23 protein-coding genes are annotated in these 24,289 nt (G+C 70.8%); 10 read left to right on the forward strand and 13 right to left on the reverse strand.

Annotated features, from left to right (window positions below; genetic code table 11):
* Positions 1–22: 22 nt before the first annotated feature.
* Positions 23–484, reverse strand: coding sequence for a MaoC family dehydratase (locus POF73_RS18570; protein WP_272116627.1), 462 nt, complete (start codon positions 482–484; stop codon positions 23–25).
* A gap of 120 nt (positions 485–604) precedes the next feature.
* On the opposite strand from POF73_RS18570, the gene soxR reads away from it, so the two are divergent.
* Positions 605–1,090, forward strand: a complete 486-nt coding sequence (gene soxR / locus POF73_RS18575; RefSeq protein ID WP_272116629.1) for a redox-sensitive transcriptional activator SoxR — start codon at positions 605–607, stop codon at positions 1,088–1,090.
* Between the two features lie 102 nt (positions 1,091–1,192).
* On the opposite strand, the gene POF73_RS18580 is transcribed toward soxR, so the two are convergent.
* From POF73_RS18580 to POF73_RS18590, 3 genes are all read right to left on the reverse strand, one after another.
* Positions 1,193–2,260 (reverse strand): RNA ligase (ATP), encoded by a 1,068-nt coding sequence (locus POF73_RS18580; RefSeq protein WP_272116632.1) that lies wholly within the window; start codon positions 2,258–2,260, stop codon positions 1,193–1,195.
* Between the two features lie 334 nt (positions 2,261–2,594).
* On the reverse strand, positions 2,595–3,332 hold the full coding sequence (locus POF73_RS18585; protein WP_272116634.1) for a 3-keto-5-aminohexanoate cleavage protein: 738 nt from the start codon (positions 3,330–3,332) through the stop codon (positions 2,595–2,597).
* Positions 3,333–3,465: 133 nt separating this feature from the next.
* Positions 3,466–4,071 carry a hypothetical protein gene (locus tag POF73_RS18590; RefSeq protein WP_272116636.1) on the reverse strand — a complete coding sequence of 202 codons (606 nt, stop codon included), beginning with the start codon at positions 4,069–4,071 and terminating at the stop codon, positions 3,466–3,468.
* 252 nt (positions 4,072–4,323) lie between these two features.
* On the opposite strand from POF73_RS18590, the gene POF73_RS18595 reads away from it, so the two are divergent.
* Entirely contained in the window at positions 4,324–7,122 is a 2,799-nt protein-coding gene (locus POF73_RS18595; RefSeq protein ID WP_272116638.1) for a penicillin acylase family protein, read from the forward strand.
* A gap of 57 nt (positions 7,123–7,179) precedes the next feature.
* Here the strand turns inward: POF73_RS18595 and POF73_RS18600 are convergent, their stop codons facing one another.
* Positions 7,180–8,544 carry a serine-threonine protein kinase gene (locus POF73_RS18600; protein WP_272116641.1) on the reverse strand — a complete coding sequence of 455 codons (1,365 nt, stop codon included), beginning with the start codon at positions 8,542–8,544 and terminating at the stop codon, positions 7,180–7,182.
* A 107-nt stretch (positions 8,545–8,651) separates the two neighbouring features.
* Entirely contained in the window at positions 8,652–9,890 is a 1,239-nt protein-coding gene (locus POF73_RS18605; RefSeq protein WP_272116644.1) for an exo-beta-N-acetylmuramidase NamZ family protein, read from the reverse strand.
* Between the two features lie 190 nt (positions 9,891–10,080).
* Between POF73_RS18605 and POF73_RS18610 the strand changes: the two genes are divergently transcribed.
* Genes POF73_RS18610 through POF73_RS18620 form a run of 3 tightly spaced genes read left to right on the forward strand, consistent with a single transcriptional unit; the run spans position 10,081 to position 13,173 of the window.
* Positions 10,081–10,854 (forward strand): SDR family oxidoreductase, encoded by a 774-nt coding sequence (locus tag POF73_RS18610; protein WP_272116646.1) that lies wholly within the window; start codon positions 10,081–10,083, stop codon positions 10,852–10,854.
* The gene (locus POF73_RS18615) at positions 10,851–12,524 is read left to right on the forward strand and encodes a class I adenylate-forming enzyme family protein (RefSeq protein WP_272116648.1); all 1,674 of its coding nucleotides are present in this window, start codon (positions 10,851–10,853) and stop codon (positions 12,522–12,524) included. The genes POF73_RS18610 and POF73_RS18615 overlap by 4 nt, the downstream gene beginning before the upstream one ends.
* A 55-nt stretch (positions 12,525–12,579) precedes the next feature.
* A complete protein-coding gene (locus POF73_RS18620) occupies positions 12,580–13,173 on the forward strand; it encodes a TetR/AcrR family transcriptional regulator (RefSeq protein ID WP_272116650.1) in 594 nt (197 codons plus the stop codon).
* Between the two features lie 79 nt (positions 13,174–13,252).
* Here the strand turns inward: POF73_RS18620 and POF73_RS18625 are convergent, their stop codons facing one another.
* From POF73_RS18625 to POF73_RS18635, 3 genes are all read right to left on the reverse strand, one after another.
* Positions 13,253–14,467: an acyl-CoA dehydrogenase family protein gene (locus tag POF73_RS18625; RefSeq protein ID WP_272116653.1), complete on the reverse strand. Its 1,215-nt coding sequence runs from the start codon at positions 14,465–14,467 to the stop codon at positions 13,253–13,255.
* Positions 14,468–14,473: 6 nt separating this feature from the next.
* Positions 14,474–15,508 (reverse strand): phosphotransferase family protein, encoded by a 1,035-nt coding sequence (locus POF73_RS18630; protein WP_272116656.1) that lies wholly within the window; start codon positions 15,506–15,508, stop codon positions 14,474–14,476.
* Positions 15,509–15,721: 213 nt separating this feature from the next.
* Positions 15,722–16,018, reverse strand: coding sequence for a hypothetical protein (locus POF73_RS18635; RefSeq protein WP_272116659.1), 297 nt, complete (start codon positions 16,016–16,018; stop codon positions 15,722–15,724).
* A 109-nt stretch (positions 16,019–16,127) separates the two neighbouring features.
* On the opposite strand from POF73_RS18635, the gene POF73_RS18640 reads away from it, so the two are divergent.
* Positions 16,128–17,105 carry an NADP-dependent oxidoreductase gene (locus POF73_RS18640; RefSeq protein ID WP_272116661.1) on the forward strand — a complete coding sequence of 326 codons (978 nt, stop codon included), beginning with the start codon at positions 16,128–16,130 and terminating at the stop codon, positions 17,103–17,105.
* 107 nt (positions 17,106–17,212) lie between these two features.
* Here the strand turns inward: POF73_RS18640 and POF73_RS18645 are convergent, their stop codons facing one another.
* The 4 genes from POF73_RS18645 to POF73_RS18660 all read right to left on the reverse strand — a co-directional run bounded on the left by POF73_RS18645 (position 17,213) and on the right by POF73_RS18660 (position 19,491).
* On the reverse strand, positions 17,213–17,542 hold the full coding sequence (locus tag POF73_RS18645; RefSeq protein ID WP_272116662.1) for a DUF202 domain-containing protein: 330 nt from the start codon (positions 17,540–17,542) through the stop codon (positions 17,213–17,215).
* Positions 17,539–17,931, reverse strand: a complete 393-nt coding sequence (locus tag POF73_RS18650; RefSeq protein WP_272116664.1) for a YidH family protein — start codon at positions 17,929–17,931, stop codon at positions 17,539–17,541. Before POF73_RS18650 ends, POF73_RS18645 begins: the two co-directional genes overlap by 4 nt.
* Before the next feature lie 62 nt (positions 17,932–17,993).
* A complete protein-coding gene (locus POF73_RS18655) occupies positions 17,994–18,518 on the reverse strand; it encodes an NUDIX hydrolase (protein WP_272116666.1) in 525 nt (174 codons plus the stop codon).
* A gap of 76 nt (positions 18,519–18,594) precedes the next feature.
* Positions 18,595–19,491 carry a DMT family transporter gene (locus tag POF73_RS18660; RefSeq protein ID WP_272116669.1) on the reverse strand — a complete coding sequence of 299 codons (897 nt, stop codon included), beginning with the start codon at positions 19,489–19,491 and terminating at the stop codon, positions 18,595–18,597.
* 310 nt (positions 19,492–19,801) lie between these two features.
* Between POF73_RS18660 and POF73_RS18665 the strand changes: the two genes are divergently transcribed.
* The 4 genes from POF73_RS18665 (at position 19,802) to POF73_RS18680 (ending at position 24,115) form a co-directional block, all read left to right on the forward strand.
* Complete coding sequence (locus tag POF73_RS18665) at positions 19,802–20,752, forward strand: hypothetical protein (protein ID WP_272116671.1); 951 nt, start codon at positions 19,802–19,804, stop codon at positions 20,750–20,752.
* A gap of 332 nt (positions 20,753–21,084) precedes the next feature.
* A complete protein-coding gene (locus tag POF73_RS18670; protein ID WP_272116673.1) occupies positions 21,085–22,632 on the forward strand; it encodes an APC family permease in 1,548 nt (515 codons plus the stop codon).
* A 105-nt stretch (positions 22,633–22,737) separates the two neighbouring features.
* A complete protein-coding gene (locus tag POF73_RS18675) occupies positions 22,738–23,508 on the forward strand; it encodes a molybdopterin-dependent oxidoreductase (RefSeq protein ID WP_443049546.1) in 771 nt (256 codons plus the stop codon).
* Positions 23,492–24,115, forward strand: coding sequence for a cytochrome b/b6 domain-containing protein (locus tag POF73_RS18680; protein WP_272116675.1), 624 nt, complete (start codon positions 23,492–23,494; stop codon positions 24,113–24,115). The genes POF73_RS18675 and POF73_RS18680 overlap by 17 nt, the downstream gene beginning before the upstream one ends.
* The last annotated feature ends 174 nt before the right edge of the window (positions 24,116–24,289 follow it).

The following is a 24,289-nucleotide window of genomic DNA, read 5'->3' on the forward strand; positions in this document are numbered from 1 at the left end:
CGCCCGGCTCGGACCGTCCCGCTCAGAAGTAGTAGCGGGACACCGACTCGGCGACGCACACCGGCTTGTCGCCGCCCTCGCGCTCCACGGAGAAGGCGATGCTGACCTGGACGCCGCCCGTCACGTCCTCGACGCCGGTGATGGTGGCGGTGGCGCGCAGCCGGGAGCCGACCGGGACCGGGGCCGGGAAACGCACCTTGTTCGTCCCGTAGTTGACGCCCATCTTGACGCCTTCGACCGCGATGAGCTGAGGTCCGAAGAGCGGAAGCAGCGACAGGGTGAGGTACCCGTGGGCGATGGTGGTGCCGAACGGCCCGGCGGCGGCCTTCTCGGGATCGACATGGATCCACTGGTGGTCACCGGTGGCCTCCGCGAACAGGTCGATCCGCTTCTGGTCGACCTCCAGCCAGTCCGTGTACCCCAGCTGCTCGCCCACCGCCGCCTTCAGGTCGTCGGCGGAGGTGAAGATCCTCGGCTCTGCCATGTCCAGGCCTCTCGCGTCGCGTATCGCACATCAGCAATGTCTAAGCGACTGCTTAGCATGCTAGGTCGGCAAGCCGCTGTCAACGGACCGGGGCGGTGACACGATAGGTAGGTTTGAGGAGTGCCCCAGATCCCCGAGAAGATCCACGAGCTCACGGTCGGCCAGCTGTCCGCCCGCAGCGGCGCCGCGGTGTCGGCCCTGCACTTCTACGAGTCCAAGGGCTTGATCAGCAGCCGCCGCACCTCCGGCAACCAGCGCCGCTACACCCGTGACACCCTCCGCCGGGTCGCCTTCGTCCGGGCCGCGCAGCGCGTCGGCATCCCCCTGGCCACGATCCGCGAGGCCCTCGCCGAGCTCCCCGAGGAACGCACCCCCACCCACGAGGACTGGGCACGTCTGTCGGAGGCGTGGCGTTCGGAACTCGACGAACGCATCAAGCAACTCAACCGCCTCCGCGACCACTTGACCGACTGCATCGGCTGCGGCTGCCTGTCGCTGGACACCTGCGTCCTGTCCAACCCGGACGACGCCTTCGGTGAACGGCTCACGGGGTCGCGGCTGATGGCGGAACCAGGAGGAGGCCGGCAGAAGGGCGGCCAAGGCTGACCCGCGGGGGCGCGGCCACGGCACAAAGACGGCCAGGGCCACCGCTCGGGCGGCGGTGGCCCTGGCCGTCCGGTTGTGTCGATCACCCGGGCCGGGCCCCGGTCACTCGTACTCGGTCCCGCCCTTCCGCGTCAGATAGGCCGGGCTCACCGCCTTCGCGATCGCGCGTCCCCCGGTCACCGCGCTGTACCGCTCGACAGCCGGCCGTATCACCACGCCCTCCCGCAGATGCAGCTCCCGCCCGGACACCGTCTCGCGTCCGCTCGCGACCTCCAGCACCCGCTCGATGTCGAAGGCCCCCTCGAACAGCCTCGGCACCAAAGGCAGTTCGCCGTCCAGCACCTCCGCCGGGTCCAGCCACACCACCCGGCCGTCGATCTCGGCGGAGACGTCGAACGCGGCGTACCCCAGGGTCTCGCGCCGCCCGTCGGCCCCGTACGTCAGGTCCTGCACCCCCGCGCCGTACACCTCACCGAAGATGCCCACCCGTCGGGCCCCGACCCGCTCGGCCACCCGGGCCGCGGCCTCGGCGACGCCATGCCCCCGCACCGCCCGCCAGTACAGGTTCCGCGGGTCGTCCTTCAGCGCCAGCGACTTCGCCCCGAAGCCCTTGGAGGACACGTACACCCGCTCCTCGTCGGCGACATACGTCAGCAGGCACGCCGACCCGTGCAGCTTCTCGGTCAGCACCACCGGCTCGCCCGGCGTGAAGATGTCCGGATACCGCTGGATGTTCTCGATGTCGACCCACGGCAGCAGATCCGGCGCCGACTCCACCTCACCGGACATCGTGGGCGGGATCGGCGGCACCCACTTGGTGATGCCGAGCAGTTCCGCGAAGTCGGTCCCGTCCTGCGCCGCCCGCGTCAGATCGACGTCGGCCAGCGACCTCGGCCGGCACACGATGCCCTGCGACAGCTCACCGCGCAGCCGCACCGCCTTGACCCGGTCGGCCCTGCTCCCCGCCAGCCGCCCCGTCAGCCCCAGCTCCTCGATCAGCCCGGCCGGCAGCACGGACTGCTCGGGGATGTACACGGCGGCCTCACCGGTGCGGTACGCGCCCTTGGCGACGACGGCCCGGTACAGGCCCACCTGGGCCAGTTCGAGGGCGTCGGCGTTGGGATGCTCGTGGACGGTCAGCACTTCGGCGGTGACGCGCAGCGTCGACATGAGGGGCTCCTTCAGGGCCTCGGCTCTCGTTTCATCGCCCCCAACTGTCCGGACGGGAAAGGGATGGATCGAACGGTTTAGCGGCTGCTATCGTCGCGATCTTCGGCCGGGGTTTCCCGAGCCCCGAGGAGGCCGGCTGCGGCTACTGCCACGCACCCGAGGAGACCGTGTATCTGCGCACACCGCATGTGCGCATACCCGTGGACGTGGTGCGTCACCACCTCTTCGAGGTGCCCGCCCCCCAAAAAAAGGGGGCACCAAAAGGGGGGCACCATCGATGATCACGAGGCCGTGCTGCGCCGCTCATGGCCGGCCGAGCAGGCCGCCGCGTGTCCTACGACGAGCGCTGGGCCGACCCGTACTGGACCAGCCCCTCGGCCACCAACTGAGCGTTGGACAACGCCCGTTCCCCGTCCGGCAGGGTCAGGGTGTCCTCCAGTCCGATGCGCGTCCCCAGCCCCAGTCGCCCCGCCAGCCGCAGCACCGGCCACGCGCCCCCTTCCTCCCCGTGCAGCAGCACCGGACGGCCGGACGCCGGGCCCAGGGCGGCCAGCAGCGCACGCGCGGTCTCCTCGGCCGTCTCCGCCGAGGTGTCCGTCACCTCCGCCAGCACCCGCAGCACCCTCGGCCCCAGCGGCGAGGCGGCGAACCGTGCCGCCCCGTCCGTGCCGGACCAGATGCCGGCCTCGACGCCCACGCCCCGCTCGATCAGTGCCGCGGCCAGTTCCTCGGCGCCCTCCTCGTGCCAGTTGACCGAGGCGTGGTCGGGGAGGAGCGGGAGCGCCGACCAACTGCGTACGCGCTCCAGCCGGGCCGCCGCGTCCGGCTCCGCCCAGGCGCCCGTGGTCACCCCCACCGGCACCGACACCCGGGCCCGTATCGCCTCCAGCACGGGCGCGAGCACGCGGGGCGACAGACTGTCCTGCCCGCAGGGGGTCTTGGGGTGGACATGGATGTCGGTGGCGCCGGCCGCGACCGCCGCGGCGGCGGACTCGGCCATGGCCTGCGGCGACAGGGGTACCGCCGCACCGTCGCCCGCTCCCCGGGGCCCGTTCAGACACACCTGGATCATGTCTCGATGGTGCCAGTCAGCACTGACAACGGGGGTCGGCCGGCCGGTGAACCCGGATCGGGCGGAAGTCGCCATTATCCGGCGGGAGGCCGGCAATGAGGGGGTGCGGCATCCCCGGCGCACCCCCGACGTTCTAGGCGGACATGAGCAGCCGCCGTCCGCGCCGCGACGATGCCAGCGCTTCGGGCGTCAGAACCGGACGCGGCACCACGATTCCGCAGTCCGTGCAGACCGGGCCCGACGACGGTTCATGGGCCAGGTCGTACTTCCAGATGAGCCGCTCCCCGCCGCACACCGGGCACTCTGAGCCCGGTTCGCGCTCCAGCGCGGAGATCAGTAGGCGCAGCACCTCGGCCAGTGGTTCATGCGGGTGCACCCGGGGGTTGTCGCACCAGGCGACTCCGAAACCGCCCCAGGTCAGCCGGTGCCAGTCGTCCACGGTGCCCGGCCTGCGCAGTCCGTCGTGCTTTTCCTTCTTGCGTCGCTCGGCGAACTCGACCTCGTAGGCCAGCCAGACCGAACGCGCCTCTTCCAACTCGTCCAACGCGGCCACGAGCCGCGCCGGGTCGGGGGACCGGTCCTCCGGACCGAATCCCGCCCGGGAGCACAAGTGGTCCCAGGTCGCCCTGTGCCCGTAAGGAGCGAACCGCTCAAGGCACTTACGCAGTGAGTAGCGCCGCAGCGCGAGATCGCACCGCGGATCGCGCACCTGTCTCGCCAGACTCCGGAAACCGGCCATCGCCCTGCACCTCCGTCACACCTGCACCTGTACTTCGGTCACTTCGGCGTAGCCGCACGGACTTCGCGCGGCGTTGACGAATAGACGTATCGACATGCGATTCGGCTCCATCCGATTTCCGATGACCTCCATAGCGAGCCCTGGTGACTGCGAACCGGGCCCTCGTGACGCTGAAACGTGACGCATGTTCATCTTCAATCCCGGGGATACCGCCGGTAACATCCCGGCCCACCCTCGTCGGTAGGAGCTGCCATGCCACGGCGTACCCCACGCAACGCCCCAGCCGGACTGAGAACTCCCGGCAGATTCCCCGGGTTCCTGAAGACCGCATCCGTATGCGCGCTGATTGCCGGACTTTTGTCGCCTCTTTCCCAAGCGGTGGCCGCGCCCGAAGCGGCGGTGGCCGAGGCGGCGGCCGCGAACGACCACTGCGGCAACCAGTGCTCCGACATCCTGCCGCCGGGCCAGAACGGCAACGCCACCCTCGCCCAGGTCCTGCTCAACCAGGCATTCGGCACCATGCCCGAACACGCCTCGGACCAGCTGGGCCCCTATGCCAACCTGGCCACCGGCCACTCCGGCCTCACCAACGCGACGATCAACAACTTCTTCAACGACGCCTCGTTCGGCGTTCCCTCCGACCAGGTCGCCTCCACCGTGAATCCCGCGGGACGCAGCGACGTGACGATCGTCCGTGACAAGAAGACGGGCGTACCGCACATCACCGGTACCACCAGATACGGCACGGAGTTCGGCGCGGGCTATGCCGCCGCCCAGGACCGGCTGTGGCTGATGGACGTCTTCCGGCACGTCGGCCGCGGCCAGCTGACCTCCTTCGCGGGCGGCGCGCCCTCCAACCAGGGCCTTGAGCAGCAGTTCTGGCGCAACGCCCCGTACACCGAGGCAGATCTGCAGGCCCAGATCGACAACGCCGTCGCCTCCAACGGCGAGCGCGGCCAACTGGCCCTCGCCGACGCCAAGGCCTATCTCGACGGCATCAACTCCTACATAGACGCCTCCGACAGCGGCCGCTACTTCCCCGGCGAATACGTCCTGACCGGCCACAAGGACTCCGTCACCAACGCCGGCACCATCGAGCACTTCAAGATCACCGACATGGTCGCGCTGGGTTCCGTCATCGGCGCCCTGTTCGGCTCCGGAGGAGGCGGCGAGGTCAACAACGCGATCTCCCTGCTGGCCGCCCAGCAGAAGTACGGCGTGGCCGAGGGCACGAAGCTGTGGGAGTCGTTCCGCGAGCGCAACGACCCCGAGGCGGTCGTCACCGTCCGCGACAAGAGCTTCCCGTACGCCACGAAACCCGACACCCCCCAGGGCGAGGCCCTGCCCGACGCCGGCTCGGTGGCCGAGGAACAGCTCGTGTACGACCGTACGGGCAGTGCCGCCGGCTCGGCCGCGACCGGCGCCTCCACCACGGCCGCCCGGACCGCCATGACCTCGGCCAAGCGGGGCATGTCCAACGCCCTCGTGGTCGGCGGAAAGCACACCGCGAGCGGCCACCCGGTCGCCGTCTTCGGCCCGCAGACCGGCTACTTCGCACCCCAGCTGCTTCTGCTCCAGGAGATCCAGGGCCCCGGCATCAGCGCGCGCGGCGCCTCCTTCGCCGGCCTGAGCATGTACGTCGAGCTGGGCCGCGGGCAGGACTACTCGTGGAGCGCCACGACCTCCGGCCAGGACATCATCGACACCTACGCCGTCGAGCTGTGCCAGGACGACTACCACTACCTGTACCGCGGCACCTGCACCGCCATGGACAAGGTCGAGCAGAAGAACGCCTGGAAGCCGACGACCGCCGACAGCACCCCCGCGGGCTCGTACACGATGCGGGTCTGGCGCACCAAGTACGGTCCCGTCACACACCGCGCGACCGTCGGCGGCAAGAAGGTCGCCTACACCACCCTGCGCTCCTCCTATCTGCACGAGGCCGACTCGATCATCGGCTTCCAGATGCTGAACGACCCCGACTACGTCAAGGGTCCCGAGGACTTCCAGAAGGCGACGCAGCACATCAACTACACCTTCAACTGGTTCTACGCCGACTCCGAGCACACCGCCTACTACAACAGCGGCGACAACCCGGTCCGCGCCACCGGCGTCGACGCGGAGTTCCCGGTCTGGGCGCGGCAGGCGTACGAGTGGCGGGGCTGGAACCCGACGACGAACACGGCGGACTACACCCCGCCCTCGGCCCACCCCAACTCCATCGACCAGGACTACTACATCTCCTGGAACAACAAGCAGGCCAAGGACTACACGACCGCGCCCTGGGGCGACGGCTCGGTCCACCGCGGCAACCTGCTGGAGAACCGGGTGAAGAAGCTGGTCGCCGCGGGCGGTGTGACCCGGGCGTCGCTGGTGAAGGCGATGGCCGACGCGGGGCTCGCCGACCTGCGAGCCGAGGACGTGCTGCCGGACCTGCTCAAGGTGGTCACCAGCTCCACGGTGACCGACTCCACGGCCGCGGCGGCGGTGAGCAAGCTCCAGACCTGGATCACGGCGGGCGGCAAGCGCACCGAGACGTCGGCCGGTTCGAAGAAGTACGCCAATGCCGACGCGGTCCGCATCCTGGACGCGTGGTGGCCGCTGCTGGTCAAGGCCGAGTTCGAACCGGGGCTCGGCAGCGAGCTGTACGGCGCGATGACCGCCAACCTGCCCATCGACGAGTCCCCGTCGGCCGCGCACGGCCCGACCGGCTCGCACGCCGGCAGCTCCTTCCAGTACGGCTGGTGGAGCTATGTCGACAAGGACATCAGGGCCGTGCTCGGTGAGTCGGTGCAAGGACCGCTCGACCGCAAGTACTGCGGCGGCGGCAGCCTCAACGCCTGCCGGGACATCCTGATCAGCACCCTGAAGGAGGCGGCCGGCAAGACCGCCGCCCAGGTCTACCCCGGCGACGACCAGTGCTCGGCGGGCGACCAGTGGTGCGCCGACTCGATCGTCCAGCGCACCCTCGGTGGCATCAAGCACGGCAAGATCAGCTGGCAGAACCGGCCGACGTATCAGCAGGTAGTGGAGTTCACGTCACACAGGTGACAGGTGACAGGTGACAGGTGACAGGTGACAGGTGACAGGTGAGTGGCTGGCGGTGGGTCAGTGGATACGGCCCGCCGCCAGCACCATCTGCGCAAGTTCCCGGTGCACGATGTCGCTGTGCGCCCCCGCCGGCGGCCCGCCCCGCCTGACCACCGTCGCCGTGTCGATGTTCACGCACCCCGATGCCGGCAGCGTCGCACTCAACGCCTCGGCCAGCTTGTACGACTTCGTCCCCGGCACCGCCTGCACCCCGTCGTGCCCCATCGCACCCCACTTGGCGCCCAGCATCCGGCCGATGTCCAGGGGCGCGATCCCTCGCGGGTCGCCCGCCATGCGGGAGGCCAGCGGATACATCGTGGACAGGGCCGAGTCGTGTCGTGAGTAGCAGCACACGAGAGGGCCGTCGATACGGTTGTGCTGGCCTTCAAGAACACCGCCGGTGCGGGCGTCGTGCGGCAGCCGGGACGCGAAGGCGTAGTGCGAGAAGGCGCCCTGGAGCAATGTCACGGACTTCACCGTGCGCACCCCCTTGGGCAGTCCGCGCAGCGCGAACGACACCAGCCGCGCGCCGAAGCTGTGCCCGACGAGATGCACCCGCAGCTGAGGCGCCCGCTCGGCCAGTTGCCCGATCACCCGGCCGAGCCCGCGCTCACCGACCGTCCCCGCGCGCCGCTTCATCGCGTAGTACGTCGCCTGCCGCAGCAGCTCGTGGGCCCCGTCCCACGGGTTCGGCAAGGAGAAGAAGGCGGCGCCGCCCGGGGGCGCGTCGGGCGCCTCGGCCGGTGTGTCGTTCGGCGCGTCGCGAGGTGTTTCGAGCAGCGTCAGCGCCTCCGCGAACTCCTCGCACAGGGCCGCGGTGGAGCCCGAGAACATGTCCGGCGCGTCCTGCGGCACCCCTTCGCACAGGGTGTCCGCCGCGAACAGCACCTGCGGCCCCGGCGGCACGATGTCCACCAGCATCCGCACCAGCCGCCCGAACTCCTCCAATTCGCTCTCCTCGCGCGGCTGTTGATCCAGCATGCGCGCGATCTGGTCGATCACGGTCGCCCGCCCCGGGAACGTCTCAAAGAGCGCGTGCCGGGTGTCCTTGTCGAGCGCCGGCCGACGGGGCATCTCGGCCGCCACCGCCCGCGGAAAGTCCGGTATAGGCTCGTCCGAGAAGCGCATCGACGGCCACACCACACCCACGTACCCGATCTTCGCCTCGGGCGCGAGCTGCGGGATCGGTGCGAAGAAGCGGTCGTAGAGCCTGGTCGCTCCCGAGCGGTCGTTGTTCCAGCCGTGCGCGAAGACGATCAGTTCGCGCAGGTGATGCTGAGCCACCCCGGCCAGCAGCCGGTCCCGTTTCCCGGCGTCCGGGTCCCCGTCCGCATCGAAAGTCAGCTCCCAGTAGGGAGTCACGCTCACTGCCGGATCCGCCATGCCGGGCCCCCTTGTCCCCCGAAGTGGTGCGATACGGGCGCATCGTCCTGCTAGTGGGCAGGAATGGCCATACGTCGTCACCCATCAGTGGCACACAAGGGGGGCGCTCATTTGTACAGCAGGTACTCCTTGCGCATCCGCCGGAACGCCGCGAGCTCCTGCTGCCAGCCCGCCACCACCTCGTCGGTACTCGCGCCCGCGTCGATCATCGTGCGGACGAGGCTGGACCCGGTGAGCTTGTCGATCCAGTTGTCGGGGCGCCAACCGAAGCCGCTCCAGGCCCTCTTGGCGGTCACCAGCAGGGCGATTCCGGTGCGTACGGGGTCGTAGGCGGCGCGGTCGTGGACGTGGATCTGGACGCCGCCGATGGTCTTGCCCTGGAACTTGGAGAAGGTGGGCGCGAAGTATGCCTCCCTGAAGTGCACGCCGGGCAGGCCGAGTTCACCGGCCGCCGCCGCCCAGCGGCCGTCGATGCCTTCCGCGCCGAGCAGTTCGAAGGGGCGGGTGGTGCCGCGGCCCTCCGAGAGATTCGTGCCCTCGAAGAGACAGGTGCCGGAGTAGACGAGGGCGGTGTCCGGGGTGGGCATGTTCGGGCTCGGCGGTACCCAGGGCAGACCCCAGGCGTCGTAGAACTCGGACCGCTTCCAGCCCGTCATCCGTACGGTCTCCAGGGGGACCGGGGTGGTCAGGAACTCCGCGTTGAACAGCCGGGCCAGCTCGGCGACCGTCATGCCGTGCGCCTGGGAGATCGGCTGGCGGCCCACGAAGGTGGCGAACTCCTTGTGCAGGACCGGGCCTTGGGCCGCTCGCCCGGTGACCGGGTTCGGGCGGTCCAGCACGACGAAGCGCTTGCCGGCCAGTTGGGCCGCCTCCATGCAGTCGTAGAGGGTCCAGATGTAGGTGTAGAAGCGGGCGCCCACGTCCTGGATGTCGAAGACGACCGTGTCGACGCCGGAGGCGGTGAAGATGTCGGCGAGGGGGCGGCCGCTCTTCAGGTACGTGTCGTAGACCGGCAGGCCCGTCGCCGGGTCGTCGTAGCGGCCTTCCGAGCCGCCTGCCTGGGCGGTGCCCCTGAAGCCGTGCTCGGGGCCGAAGACGGCTGTCAGGTTCACACGGTCGTCCGCGTGCATGACGTCGACGATGTGGCGGACGTCTCGGGTCACTCCGGTGGGGTTGGTGACGATTCCGACGCGTGCACCGCTGAGCTGGGCGTAGCCGTCTGCGGCCAGGCGCTCGAATCCGGTGCGTAGGGGCCTGCGGGGCTCGGCCGCGGAGGCCGGGGAGGCGGAGGTCAGTGCTGCTGCTGCCGTTGTCGCTGCGAGGAGGGCTCGTCTGGATAGGCGCATGGTGTGCACGTTATGCGCTCCCGCAGGTCGTGGGGAGGGTGCGGGTTGTCTGTGGCTGGTCGCGCCCACGCGGCGGAGCCGCACATCGATACAGCCCCGCGCCCCCTTGAGGTGTTGCAGTCGCCCTTCCCTGGTACATACCGACCGGTTAGTCTGGTCCTTGCAAGCGAGCCGCAGTCGAAGGAGACCGATGGTGGAAGCCGTTCAAGGTGCCGGAGTCGTCGTTACCGGGGCTGGGGGTGGCATCGGGGCGGCCCTTGCCCGGCGCTTCGCCGCCGAGGGGGCTCGTGTCGTCGTCAACGATCTGGATGCCGGGAAGGCCGAGGCGGTTGCCGGTGAGATCGGCGGCATCGCCGTTCCCGGTGACGCCTCCGCCGTCGTCGGTGAGGCCCGGGACGCGCTCGGCGGTGTGGTCGACGTGTACTGCGCCAACGCGGGTGTCGCCTTCGGTGACGAGGGAGCGGGGCAGGCGGTCGACGAGAAGGTGTGGGCGACGTCCTGGGACGTCAATGTCATGGCACACGTGCGTGCCGCCAACGAGCTGCTGCCGGCCTGGCTGGAGCGCGGCAGCGGGCGGTTCGTCTCCACCGTCTCCGCCGCCGGGCTGCTCACCATGATCGGCGCCGCGCCCTACGCCGTCACCAAGCACGGCGCCTATGCCTTCGCCGAGTATCTGTCGCTGACCTACCGGCACCGTGGGATCAAGGTGCACGCCATCTGTCCGCAGGGCGTGCGCACCGACATGCTGGACGCCACCGGCAGCGCGGGGGACCTGGTGCTGAAGCCCACCGCCATCGCCCCGGAGGACGTGGCGGACGCCCTGTTCAAGGGGATGGCGGAGGACCGCTTCCTGATCCTGCCGCACGCCGACGTCGCCGGTTACTACCAGGCGCGGGCCGCCGAGCCCGACCGCTGGCTGGGCAACATGAACCACCTCCAGCAGAAGTGGGAGGCGAACCGATGACCGACGCCCCCGCCTCCCGCTACGCGGCCAAGCCCTGGCTCGCGCTGCTCAGCGACGCCCAGCGCGCCTCCATAGACCCCGCCGACTCCCTCGTGCACGCGCTGCGCCGGGTCGCCGCCCAGACCCCGGAGCGTGTCTTCCTCGCCTACTTCGACGGCCGCCTGACCTATCGCGAGGTCGACGAGCTCAGCGACTCCGTCGCCGGGCACCTAGCCGCCCGCGGTCTGGAGCGCGGCGACCGGGTGGCGATCCTGCTGCAGAACTCCCCGCACTTCGTGCTCGCCCTGCTCGGCGCCTGGAAGGCGGGGGCGGTCGTCGTGCCCGTCAACCCGATGTACAAGTCGGGCGAGGTCGCGCACGTCCTGCGGGACGGCGAGGTGGCCGCGCTGATCTGCTCCGACCGGGCCTGGGAGTCGTATCTGCGCGAGACGGCGGCCGACTCGCCGGTGCGGATCGTGCTCACCGGCTGCGAGTTGGACTTTCAAACTCGTACGGACGCGCGCGTGCTGAGCTTCGAGCGGCTGCCGCAGGCCGGTGACGCCGACGATCTGACGGCCGTCGCCCGTGCCGGGCACAAGGCGCCCGAGGGCCGTGACGCCGGCCCGTCCGACGTCGCGCTGATCAGCTACACCTCGGGCACCAGCGGCACCCCCAAGGGCGCCACCAACACGCACGGCAACATCATGTACAACGCCGAGCGGCAGCGGACCGGCCTTGAACTGCCCGAGGCGCCCGTCTACTTCGCGCTGGCGCCCCTGTTCCACATCACCGGCATGGTCTGCCAGCTCGGCGCCTGTCTCGACAGCGCGGGCACGCTCGTGCTGGCGTACCGCTTCGAGGCGGGTGTCGTGCTCGACGCGTTCGCCGAGCACGGGCCGCACTACACCGTCGGCCCGTCGACCGCCTTCATGGCGCTGGCCGCCCACCCGGCGGTCACCCGCGACCACTTCGCCTCCTTCCGGATGATCTCCTCCGGCGGCGCCCCGCTGCCGCCCGCCCTGGTGGAGAAGTTCCGGGCCGGCTTCGGTCCGTACATCCGCAACGGGTACGGGCTGACGGAGTGCACCGCCCCCTGCGCCTCCGTCCCGCCCGGCCTGGAGGCCCCCGTCGACCCGGTCTCCGGCACGCTCGCCGTCGGCCTGCCCGGCCCCGAGACCGTCGTACGGATCGTCGACGACCAGGGCGCGGAGGTGCCCTTCGGGGAGCAGGGCGAGATCGTCGTACGCGGGCCGCAGGTCGTCCCGGGCTACTGGCGGCGCCCCGACGCCACCGCCGAGACCTTCCCGGACGGCGAGCTGCGCACCGGTGACATCGGGTTCATGGACGAGCAGGGCTGGCTGTACGTTGTCGACCGCAAGAAGGACATGATCAACGCGTCCGGCTTCAAGGTGTGGCCGCGCGAGGTCGAGGACGTGCTCTACACCCACCCCGCGGTGCGCGAGGCGGCCGTCGTGGGAGTGCCCGACGGGTACCGCGGGGAGACCGTCAAGGCGTACATCAGCCTCCGTCCGGGTGCGGAAACGGACCCCGACGCACTCGCCGAGTACTGCCGGGAGAGACTGGCCGCTTACAAATATCCGCGGCAGGTGGAGGTCCTGCCCGACTTGCCCAAGACGGCAAGTGGGAAGATCCTCCGTCGGGAACTTCGTTCCCGTGCGAACGACGGCTAGACGGCAGACGGCGACACGGCAAGCGGAACATCTCGGAAGGGCAGGTGGCGGCACAGTGGCCAGGACGACGGACGGTGACGGTACGCCCGTCCCGCAGCGGCTGCTCGCCGCCGCCACCCGGCTCTTCGCCGAGCGGGGATACGACCGCACCTCGGTGCAGGAGATCGTCGAGGCGGCCGGCGTCACCAAGGGGGCGCTGTACCACTACTTCGGCTCCAAGGACGACCTCCTGCACGAGGTGTACGCGCGCGTGCTGCGCGTTCAGCAGGAGCGGCTCGACGCGTTCGCGGGCGCCGACGAGCCCATTGAGAAGCGGCTCAGAGGCGCGGCCGCCGACGTCGTCGTCACGACCATCGAGAACCTCGACGACGCGATGATCTTCTTCCGCTCGATGCACCATCTGAGCCCGGAGAAGAACAAGCAGGTGCGTGCCGAGCGCCGGCGCTACCACGAACGCTTCCGTGCGCTCGTCGAGGAGGGCCAGGAGTCGGGTGTCTTCTCCAAGGCGACCCCGGCCGACCTGGTGGTGGACTACCACTTCGGCTCCGTCCACCATCTGTCGACCTGGTACCGCCCCGACGGCCCGATGACCCCGCAGCAGGTCGCCGACCACCTGGCCGACCTGCTGCTGCGCGCACTGCGTCCCTGAGGCGCACGCAACAGGCGCCTGCCTGAGGCGCACGTGTAAGGGGCGGCCGCAATTGCGGCCGCCCCTTACATACGTCCAGTTACAGGTACTTCTTCAACTCCCGCCGCGCCAGCGACCGCTGGTGCACCTCGTCCGGGCCGTCGGCGATCATCAGCGTCCGCGCCGAGGCGTACAGCTCGGCCAGCGGGAGGTCCTGGCTGACACCGCCCGCGCCGTGCAGCTGGATCGCGCGGTCGAGGATGTCGACCACCGCACGCGGGGTGGCGATCTTGATGGCCTGGATCTCGGTGTGGGCGCCCTTGTTGCCGACGGTGTCCATCAGCCAGGCGGTCTTCAGCACCAGCAGGCGCAGCTGCTCGACGGTCACGCGCGCGTCGGCGATCCAGTTCTGCACCACGCCCTGCTGGGCCAGCGCCTTGCCGAACGCGGTACGGGACGCGGCCCGGCGGCACATCAGCTCGATCGCCCGCTCGGCCATGCCGATCAGCCGCATGCAGTGGTGGATCCGGCCCGGACCGAGCCGCGCCTGCGCGATGGCGAAGCCGCCGCCCTCCTCGCCGATGAGGTTGGCCGCCGGCACCCGCGCGTGGTCGAAGATCACCTCGGCGTGGCCGCCGTGGGAGTGGTCCTCGTAACCGAAGACCTGCATCGCGCGCTTGACCGTGACACCCGGGGTGTCGCGGGGCACGAGGATCATGGACTGCTGGCGGCGGATGTCGGCGCCGTCGGGGTCCGTCTTGCCCATCACGATGAAGATCTTGCAGTCCGGGTTCATCGCCCCGGAGATGTACCACTTGCGGCCGGTGATGACGTACTCGTCGCCGTCCCGCTCGATGTGCGTGGTGATGTTGGTGGCGTCCGAGGAGGCCACGTCCGGCTCGGTCATCGCGAACGCCGAGCGGATCTCACCGGCAAGGAGCGGCTCCAGCCACTGCTTCTTCTGCTGCTCGTCGGCGAACTGGGTCAGCACCTCCATGTTCCCGGTGTCGGGCGCCGCGCAGTTCGTCGCGGTGGGCGCCAGATGCGGGGAACGGCCGGTGATCTCGGCCAGCGGGGCGTACTGGAGGTTGGTGAGCCCGGCGCCGTACTCGGCGTCGGGGAGGAAGAGGTTCCACAGGCCCTGCCTGCGTGCCTCCGCCTTGAGCTCCCCGACCACGGCCGGCGTGTCCCAGGGGGACGCCAGCGCGGCCCGCTGCTCCTCCGCGACCGACTCGGCCGGGTAGACGTACTCGTCCATGAAGGCCAGCAGCTTGGCGCGCAGTTCCTCGGTGCGTGCGTCGAACGCGAAGTCCATGTGCCGTCAGCCTTCCTGGGTGCCTTCTTGAAGAGTGGTCAGGCCGTGTTCGATGAAGATCGGGACCAGGTCGCCGATGCGGTCGAAGCCGCGGCCGACCGTCTGGCCCAGCGTGTAGCGGTAGTGGATGCCCTCCAGGATCACCGCGAGCTTGAACCAGGCGAACGCCGTGTACCAGGAGACAGCGGAGACATCGCGCCCGGAGCGTTCGGCGTACCGCTGGATCAGTTCGGCGGGCGCGGGGTGCCCGGGTGCCTGGGCGGTCGTGGAGACCGGCGAGTTCGGCATGCTCAGCGGCATGCTGTACATCACCAGCAGCCCCAGGTCGGTCAGCGGGTCGCCGAGCGTCGACATCTCCCAGTCGAGGATCGCCTTGATCTTGTCGTCGTCCCCGATGAGCACATTGTCGAGCCGGTAGTCGCCGTGCACGACGGCCGGCGCGGGGGAGACGGGCAGTCGGCGGCCGAGGTTCGCGTGCAGCTCGTCGATGCCGGCCAGCTCCCGGTTGCGGGACGCGTCCAGCTGCTTGCCCCAGCGGCGCAGCTGGCGGTCCAGGAAGCCCTCGGGGCGGCCGAAGTCCGCGAGGCCCACCGACGTGGGGTCCACGGCGTGCAGCTCGACCAGCGTGTCCACCAGTGCCAGCACCGCGTCCCGGGTGCGCTCCGCGCCGAGCGAGGCCAGCTGGTCGGCGGTGCGGTACGGGGTGCCCTCGACGAACTCCATGACGTAGAACGGCGCTCCGAGCACCTCCTCGTCCTCGCACAGCAGCACCGGCCGCGGCACCGGCACGCTCGTCTGGTGCAGGGCGCTGATGACCCGGTGCTCGCGCTTCATGTCGTGTGCCGTGGCGAGGACATGGCCGAGCGGGGGGCGCCGTACGACCCACTTCGAGGTGCCGTCGGAGATCGCGTAGGTGAGGTTCGACCGTCCACCCTCGATGAGCCGGCCGGTCAGCGGACCCTGCACCAGACCGGGCTGCTCGCGCCCGAGCAGGCCGCGCAGCCGTTCGAGATCGAGTCCGGGCGGATGGTCGGGGCTCATACAACGCTCCTCAAAGGCAGGTGAACGGGACCTGACTCATGATGCCGACCAGTCGGTATGTAGTCCAGTGGGGGAGCCGAACGTGATCGGGGCCACCATAGGCCGACAGCTCCCTGCGCCGTGCGCCGGGGAGCTGTCGGTGGTGCCTTCTCGGCCAGAACCGCCGAACCGGTGGGGTTGGCGAGGTCGGTGATGTCGGTGGGACCGGTGGGCTCAGTGGTCGTCCCAGTGGCCGTCGTGGGCGGCGTGCCGGTGGCCGTCGTGGAGGTAGTCGACGTGGTCGCCGTGCAGGACGCTCTCGTGGCCGCAGTCGGCGCCGTGCTGATGGCTGTGGCCCTCGTGCGCGACGTGCCCTTCCGTCTCGCACTCGTCCCAGTGGCCGGAGTGCTCGCGGTGGAGGTGGCCGTCGTGCGCGTAGTCGGTGTGGTCGCCGTGCGGCACCGCGGTGTGTCCGCAGTCGGGGCCGTGGGCGTGCGTGTGGGCGGGGTGTTCCACGTGCAGGGTCGTCATGGTGCTCACCTTCGGGGCGGGTTCGTGACGTCGACAGGCTGCCACGCGAACGGCGCATATCGGGTCATTCGGCTTGCGTGGCGCCCCGCCACCCCAGAGGGTCGAACCCATGAAGGGCATCAGCTACTCACGCTACGGCGGCCCCGACGTGCTCTCCTACGGGGATGTGCAGGACCCGCGGGTCGGGCCCGACTCGGTGCTGGTCAAGGTGCGGGCGGCGGCGGTCAACCCGGTCGACTGGAAGTGCCGCGAGGGCCACATGGACCGGATGCTGGAAGCGGCCTTCCCGGTGGTCCCCGGGTGGGACGTCTCCGGCGTCGTCGTTCAGCCGGGTGTGTCCGTCACCGAGTTCGCCGTCGGCGACGAGGTCATCGGCTACGTACGTGAGGACTTCCTCTCCCGCGGCACCTTCGCCGAGTACGTCGCGGCGCCCGTGCGCACCCTCGCCCGCAAGCCCCGCAACCTCACCTGGGAGGAGGCGGCCGGACTGCCGCTGGTGGGGCTGACCGCCTACCAGGTGCTGCTCAAGGTGCTCCGGGTCAAGCGCGACGAGACGGTCCTCGTGCACGCCGCGGCCGGCGGGGTGGGCTCCGTCGCCGTCCAGCTCGCCCGCCATCTGGGCGCCCGTGTCATCGGTACGGCGAGTGCGCACAACCACGACTTCGTACGCGGCCTCGGCGGCGAGCCCGTCGAGTACGGGGACGGCCTGGTCGAGCGGGTGCGCGGGCTGGCGCCCGACGGTGTCGACGCGGCGGTCGACACGGTCGGCGGCGAGGCGCTGAAGGCTTCGGCCAACCTGCTCGCCCCCGAGGGGCGTCTGGTGTCGATCGCCGACCCGGACGTCTTCGACTACGGGGGCCGCTACTACTTCGTCCGCCCCGACATGGAGGACCTGCTGCGGCTGTCCGAGCTGGCGGAGGAGGGGGTGGTGTCCGTGCACGTCTCGGAGACGTTCCCGCTGGAACGGGCGGCGGACGCCCACCGCCTCAACCAGGAGGGCCGCACCCGCGGCAAGATCGTGGTGACGGTGGACTGGGCCGCGGAGGAGACGGCGGCGCCGGAAGGGCTGTGGCAGGGCGCGGAGTAGCCCCGGCTCGGGACTGAGCCGGCCCTGCGGTCGCGAGGGTCGTGGCGGTGGTGGAGGCCGTGGCGGTCGTGGCGGCCGTGGTGGATTCGGCGGCCGTCCTCAGGAGATCAGAAGACGAGGGCGGCGGCGCACACGGCCAGCGCCACGGTGAGCAGGACGGTGGCCGTCGCATACCGGGGCGCGAGCGCCGCGGGCTCGGCCGACGCGGCGAGAACGCGGATCCGGCGGTGCGCGAGGGCCAGGAAGCCCAGCCACAGCCCGCAGCACAGGGCGCAGACCACGCCTCCGACCACCGAGAGCCCGCCATGCAGCGCCGTCTTCATGGCGAGTATGGCGGCCACGGTGCCGGACAGTGTCGTACGTCGCCACGCCAGTCGCGTCCGCTCGGGCTGCAGCCCCGGATCCCGCACCGGCCCGGCGGCCGCCCCGGCGCTCACCCCTCCCACCCGACGAGCACGACGACGACCATCCCGACGGCCACCACCGCGACCACGAGACTCAGCACCGCCGGGAACCGTGACACCGGCAGATCCTCGCCCTGGCGCATCGCCCGCTCGCAGCGCACCCAGTGATTGACCGCGCGCAAGGAGCACAGCACGCCCGCCGCCAGCAGTGCGAGCGCCAGTCCCACGCGCCAGCCCCAGCGCAGGTCCGGCAGGAACTGGTCCACCGCGAAGCCGCCGCCGATGAGCGCGAGCGCGGTCCGCAGCCAGGCCAGGAAGGTGCGCTCGTTCGCCAGCGAGAACCGGTAGTCGGGGGTGCCGCCCTCCTGCCGGATCTGCTGCGGTTCGAACCACAGCCGGACGTTTCGTACGAACTCGATCACATGAACGACCCTATCCGGGCGGTCATCGGGGGGCGCTGTCGGTGCCGCCCGCCAGGGTGCGGTCAGCCGGACGAGCCGGTCTCCCGGTACGCCCGGAGCCGTTCGTAGGCCGCCAGCCCGTCCGGCACCCACGCCCACTCCGGCAGCCGGCGCCGCACCTCGGCCTCGGGCAGGAAGTCGTGCCAGGCGACCTCCTCCACCTGAGGGCTCACCGGCAGCTCGCAGCGCACCTCGTACACCGCCGACCACCAGGTCTGCCCGGCGCCGTCGTCGTACAGGAACTTGAAGAGGAAGGTGGGGCGGGGCAGACCGGTCACGCCGAGTTCCTCCTCGGCCTCGCGCAGCGCGGCGTCGTCGTACGACTCGCCCGCGCCGACCACCCCGCCGACGAACATGTCGTAGCGCGAGGGGAACACCAGCTTGGTGGGTGTGCGGCGGTGTACGAAGAGGCGGTCCTGCGCGTCCCGGGCCTCGATGAAGACGCAGCGGTGGCGCAGCCCCTTGGCGTAGGCCTCGCCGCGCGGGGACTGTCCGACGACCTGGTCGTCCTCATCGACGATGTCGAGGATCTCGTCAGCAGAGCTCATGGGGCCATCCAAGCAGGGCGGCCCTTCGGGGCGGGGCGTGCGAGGGGGTGGGACGGCCGGGGTCAGGGCGTCAGTGTCAGGGCGTCTGGAGGGCGGCCGCCGCCCGCCGGGGCTGCGTCACGCCGCACGGCATCGCCGAATGCGTGCCGAGCATGATGATGCCCACCACGATCCCGGCGAGGCCCGCCGCCTCCCACGCCAGCGCGCCCGCGTCGGTGCGCAGACGGTCGCCGAGGAAGCCCACACCGCAGGCGATGCCGGCCAGCGGCTGGGCGGCGGTCAGGGCGGGCAGGGACATCCGCAGGGACGCCGTCTCGAACGCGCTCTGCACCAGGACCAGCCCCGTCAGGCCGAGCGCCACCACGGCGTACGGCTGCCAGCCGGTCAGGATCTCCGTGAGGCCGCCCTCGGCGAAACGCTGCCCGGTCACGCGGGTCAGCGCGTCCTGCACGCCATAGAGGAGACCGGCGGCCGTCGCCAGTAGCGCCGGGCCCGAGCTGAGCCGGGAGCGCTTGGCGTACCCGGTGAGCAGCAGGGCCACTCCGATCATGACGCCGATGATCAGCCAGTGCCGGAGCGGGTTGTCGGTGGCCGTGCCACCGGTCGGCTGTCCGGCGACGATGAACGCCGTCACACCGCCCGCGAGCAGCGCGAGGCCCGTCCAGCCCTGGCGGCCCAAGGGCTGCTTCGTCTGGCGGCGGGAGAGCATCAGCGCGAACAGCAGGTTCGTCGCGAGCAAGGGCTCCACCAGGGAGATCTCGCCCTGGCCCAGCGCCATCGCGCCCAGCGCCATGCCGACCACCATCAGGCCGATGCCGCCCAGCCAGCGCGGCATCTTCATCAGGTCGAGGAGGATCCGGGGCGAGAGGAAGTCGCTCAGCGGGGCCCGTTGGGCCGCGTTCTGCTGGAGGACGAAGCCGAAGCCCAGGCAGCACGCAGCGGTGACGGCGAGTATCAGGATCTGAAGCGACACGCTGCGTACCTCGATCATCCTGCCGGGGGAGGGGGACGGGGTGCGTAAAGGCCGACTGTAGCGGCCCTGGGCCCGGCATGCGCGTCCCACCATCGTCCGGTGCCTGCTTCGACGACGCCATGACGTACGCCACACAGTCCGAACAAATCCGACATTGCGGACGGGTTGAATGCCTCAACTGTCCCACTGGTAACGCTAGTTGACGCGTGTAACGCCCCGGTGGCCCTTGACGTGAACCATTGGCTGCGGGTTTGCTGTGCGTGATCGCTCGATGACTGTCCCCACACTTCCCCCGACAGAACCCAGAACGGTGTCCCCACCTCCGCCACCCCTCGGCCGCGGCCGGAAGCGTGCAACCCACACCTTCGACCCGGCCCTCGACGACGCCGAGCTCGCCGCCGCCCGCACCGCGCTGGTCCAGGGCCGGTGGCAGACGGCCCGCTCGCTGCTCGCCCGCACCGGCGACGATTGGGACCGCAGAGGGCACCGCGTCACCGTCCTCGCCCGGGAGCCGTACTGCGTACCCTGGATCCGCGACTGGCTGCTCGCCGAACCCGACTCCGTCGACGCCGCCGTCCTGCTCGCCCTCGCCCAGGTGCGGCTGGCCTTACGCGGCAAGGAGAAACCGGTCCGCGCCCGCGAGTCCTGCCGCACCGCCGCCGAGCTCGCACCCGCCGACCCCACCCCCTGGCTCGGCCTGCTCATGCTGGAGAGCGTGATGGGCGCCGAGGGGGAGGTGCGCAGCCTCTTCGCCGAGGTCCGCGCCCGGTACGCCGACCATCACCACGCACACCACCTGATGGTCGCGAGACTCGCCGAGCACCGGTCCGGCAGCGGCCCCGACCCGCTCCACGAGGTCTACGACTTCGCCAACGCCGCCGCCGAGCACGCCCCCGCCGACTCCCCGCTCGCCATCCTCCCGGTCATCGCCCACGCCGAGCGCTACCGCGTCCTCGCGGCGGCCGGACACGAGCCGCGTGACCCCGCCACCTCCGGGCACTGGACCGGACGCCGGGCCCGGCAGGTGATGCGGGCCGCCTTCGACTGGTGGCTGGAGTGGGAGCAGGAGGGGCACCCGCGCCGCCTGATCGACCTGAACTTCCTCGCCCACGCCAAGGTCTGCGAGGGCCGCGGCGCCGAGGCCGCCGCCCTGTTCCACCGCATCGGCGACCACGCCACCCCGTCGCCCTGGTCCTACCCGGACCACGACGCCTACTCCGCCTTCCGCACCGCCCGAGACACCGCACTCGGCACGACGTGACGGTACCGACTCGACGTGACAGGAGCGACTCGACGTGACGGCATCGACGCCGACGCAACGGCTTCGTCGAGAAGAGGCGGAGCCGAACCGACGGGACGGCATCGTCGCGACGAGGCTGCACCGACTCGATGCGGCACGACGTGACGGCACCGACGCAACGGCACCGACGCAACGGCACCGACTCGACCCGGCACGACGTGACGGTGCCGACTCGACGCAACGGCACCGACTCGACGTAACGGCCCCGTCGCAACGCAACAGCGCCGCCCCGGCCCCCACTCGACCCGCACCCCGACCCGCACCCCCCAACCCCACCCGAAGGACGGTCTCTCATGACGACGGGCAGTTCCAGTACGAGCACGGCCTCCGCGGGCGGCGGAGGGATCAGTACGTTCAAGGGGCAGGACCGCGCTCTGCGCGCCGACCGGCTGGGTACCGCGGGCCTGCTGCTGTCGGTGCTCGCCGCCACCGCCCCTCTGATGGTCGTCGCTGGTGTCATGCCCACGACCTTCGGGGTGATGGGTGTCCTCGGCCAGCCGCTGCTGTTCGTGATCCTCGGCCTCGTCCTGGCCCTGTTCAGCGTCGGATACGCCGAGATGAGCAGGCACGTCCACAACGCAGGTGCCTTCTACGCGTACATCTCCCGCGGCCTCGGCGGCACCGCCGGCGCCGGCGCCGCGATGGTCGCGCTGGTCGCCTACAGCTCCCTCCAGGTCGGCATCTACGGCATCTTCGGCTTCGAGGTGTCCGGCCTGCTGGCCACCTACCTGGACACGGAGGTCGCTTGGTGGATACCGGCGCTCCTCGCCGTGCTCCTCGTCGGCGCGCTCGCCTGGCTCAAGATCGACCTCAACGCGCGCGTACTCGGCGTACTGCTGATCATCGAGGTCGCCCTCGTCGTCATCTTCGACGTCGCCGCGATCGCCGACCCCGGCAAGGAGGGCCTGTCGCTGCACGCCTTCAACCCCGACACACTCACCGGCGCGGGCATCGGCACCGCCCTGTGCTTCTGCGTCGCCGCCTTCCTCGGCTTCGAGCAGGCGCCCGTCTACGCCGAGGAGACCAGCCGCCCGCACGTCCTCGTGCCCCGCGTCATGTTCCTGGCCATCGGCGGCATCGCGGTGTTCTACACGGTCAGCTGCTGGGCGTACACCGTCGCCGCCGGCCCCTCCGCGATCCTCGGCACCGCCCAGGAACAGAGCGCCGGCCTGCTGTTCTTCCTCACCGAGGACCTTCTCGGCACCGGCTTCACCGACGTCCTGCACGTGCTGTTCGTGACCGGCATGTTCGCGGCGATGCTCAGCTTCCACAACGTCGTCGCCCGCTACGCCTTCGCCATGGGCCGCGAGGGGCTGCTGCCCCGCGCCTTCGGCCGCACCAGCGGCGCGAGCGGCGCCCCCGGCACGGGTTCACTGCTGCAGACCGGGATCTCGATCGTGGTCGTCGCCGCCTTCGCGTTCACCGACGACAGGCCGACCGGCGACCCGACCGCACCGGTCCTGCACCTGTTCACCTGGATGGGCAGCCTGGGCGCGCTGGGCGTGGCCGCCCTGATGGCCGCCGCCTCGGCCTCGGTCGTCGTCTTCTTCGTCCGCCGCGGGGCCGCGGCCGCCCAGTTCTGGCGGCTGGCCGCCTCCGCGCTCTCCGTCCTCGCGCTGCTGTTCATCGTCGTCTACACCGTCAAGGACTTCGACGTGCTGATCGGGGCGGGCCCGGGCTCCGCCCTGAGCTGGGCGCTGCCCGCCGTGATCGCCCTCGCCCTGGCCGTCGGCCTGGTCCAGGGCCTGCTCCTGCGCTCCCGCGCCCCCGAGCGGCACGCCCGCATCGGGCTCGGCAACGAGGCGTTCCAGCTGGACAAGGCGGCGACGGAGAGCTCGTAGCGGAGCGGTGCGGCTGCTGGAAGTCGCGTAAGAGGTGGTTACGGAAGTCTGACGAGCACCCGCGTTTCCTGGCCCCGGCCGGGTCGCGGGTGTTCGAATGAAAGCGTGAACCCCGAACAGCCCGAACCCCCCGAAGCAGAGGGCGAGGCGAGGGCCGAAGCAGAGGCCGAGGCGAAGGGCAAACCCATCGGCCGCCGCGTCCTCCTCGGCACCCTCGGCCTGGGCGCCCTCGGTGTGGTCACCGCGCCGACCCTGCAACGCGGCCTGGAGTCCTTCCTCGCGAGCGCGTCCGACAAGGACCCCACCGGTCTGACGGACCTGCTGCCCAACGGCGGCGGCTTCCGCTACTACTCGGTGACCTCCTCCGTACCCCGCAAGAACACCACCACCTACCGCCTCACCGTCGACGGCCTGGTCGACCACCCCCGGACCTACACGCTCGCCGACCTGCGCGCGCTGCCGCAGACCCGGATGGTGCGCGACGTCCAGTGCGTGACCGGCTGGCGGGTCCCCCACACGCCGTTCGAGGGCGTGCGGCTGTCCCGGCTGCTCGACGCCGCGGGGGTGCGCAAGGGGGCCGGTGCGGTGCGCTTCACCTGCTTCGACGGCGCGTACACCGAGAGCCTCACCCTCGACCAGGCCCGCCGCGCGGACGTCCTCGTCGCCCTGCGCATGCAGGACAAGGACCTCGGCCACGCCCACGGCGGCCCGGTCCGCCTCTATGTGGCGCCGATGTACTTCTACAAGTCCGCCAAGTGGCTCTCCGGCATCACCGTCACCGAGGACGTGCGGCCCGGCTACTGGGAGGAACGCGGCTACGACGTCGACGCCTGGGTCGGCCGCTCGAACGGACGCGACGATGAGCCTACGACTTGACGCCCCCGGCCCGGCCACGGGCGTCCGGCGCTTCGGCGGGGCCACCCGCTGGGTGCACCGTACGACGGCCGCGCTGATGGGCGTGTGCGTGGTGACCGCGGCCTGTCTGTACGTCCCGCAGCTCGCCGAACTCGTCGGCCGCCGCGAGCTGGTGGTCCGTGTTCACGAGTGGGCAGGCCTCGCCCTGCCGGTGCCCGTCCTGGCCGGCCTCGCTTCCCGACTGTTCCGCGCCGACCTGGGCTTCCTCAACCGCTTCGGCCCGCACGACCGCCGCTGGCTGCGTGCCGCCCTGCGCCGGGACAGGCGGCCCTCGGCGCGTCCGGCGGGCAAGTTCAACGCCGGGCAGAAGATCTACGCGGCCTGGATCGCGGGCGCCACGCTGGTGATGCTCGGCACCGGCCTGCTGATGTGGTTCACCCACCTCGCACCCCTGGTCTGGCGCACCAGCGCGACCTTCGTCCACGACTGGCTGGCCCTCACCATCGGCATCGTCCTCGCGGGCCACATCGGCATGGCACTGGGGGACCCGGAGGCTCGCCGCGGTATGCGGACCGGGGTGGTGAGCCGGGAGTGGGCCGAGCGGGAGCACTCGCTGTGGCGGCACTGAGGCGGCGAACGGTGCCCCGGAAACGGTGAGCGAAGACACCGGCGTCGCGTTCGGATCCGGGATCACCTCGGGAGCGGCCACCGTGAACGCCGCGGGCAGGCGGACCTCGGTGTCGGCGTAACGCACGACCACCTCGACCGGGCCGGGCTCCAGAGCCGGTACGACGGCCGACAG

The organism is Streptomyces sp. HD (assembly GCF_028369295.1).
GTDB lineage: Bacteria > Actinomycetota > Actinomycetes > Streptomycetales > Streptomycetaceae > Streptomyces.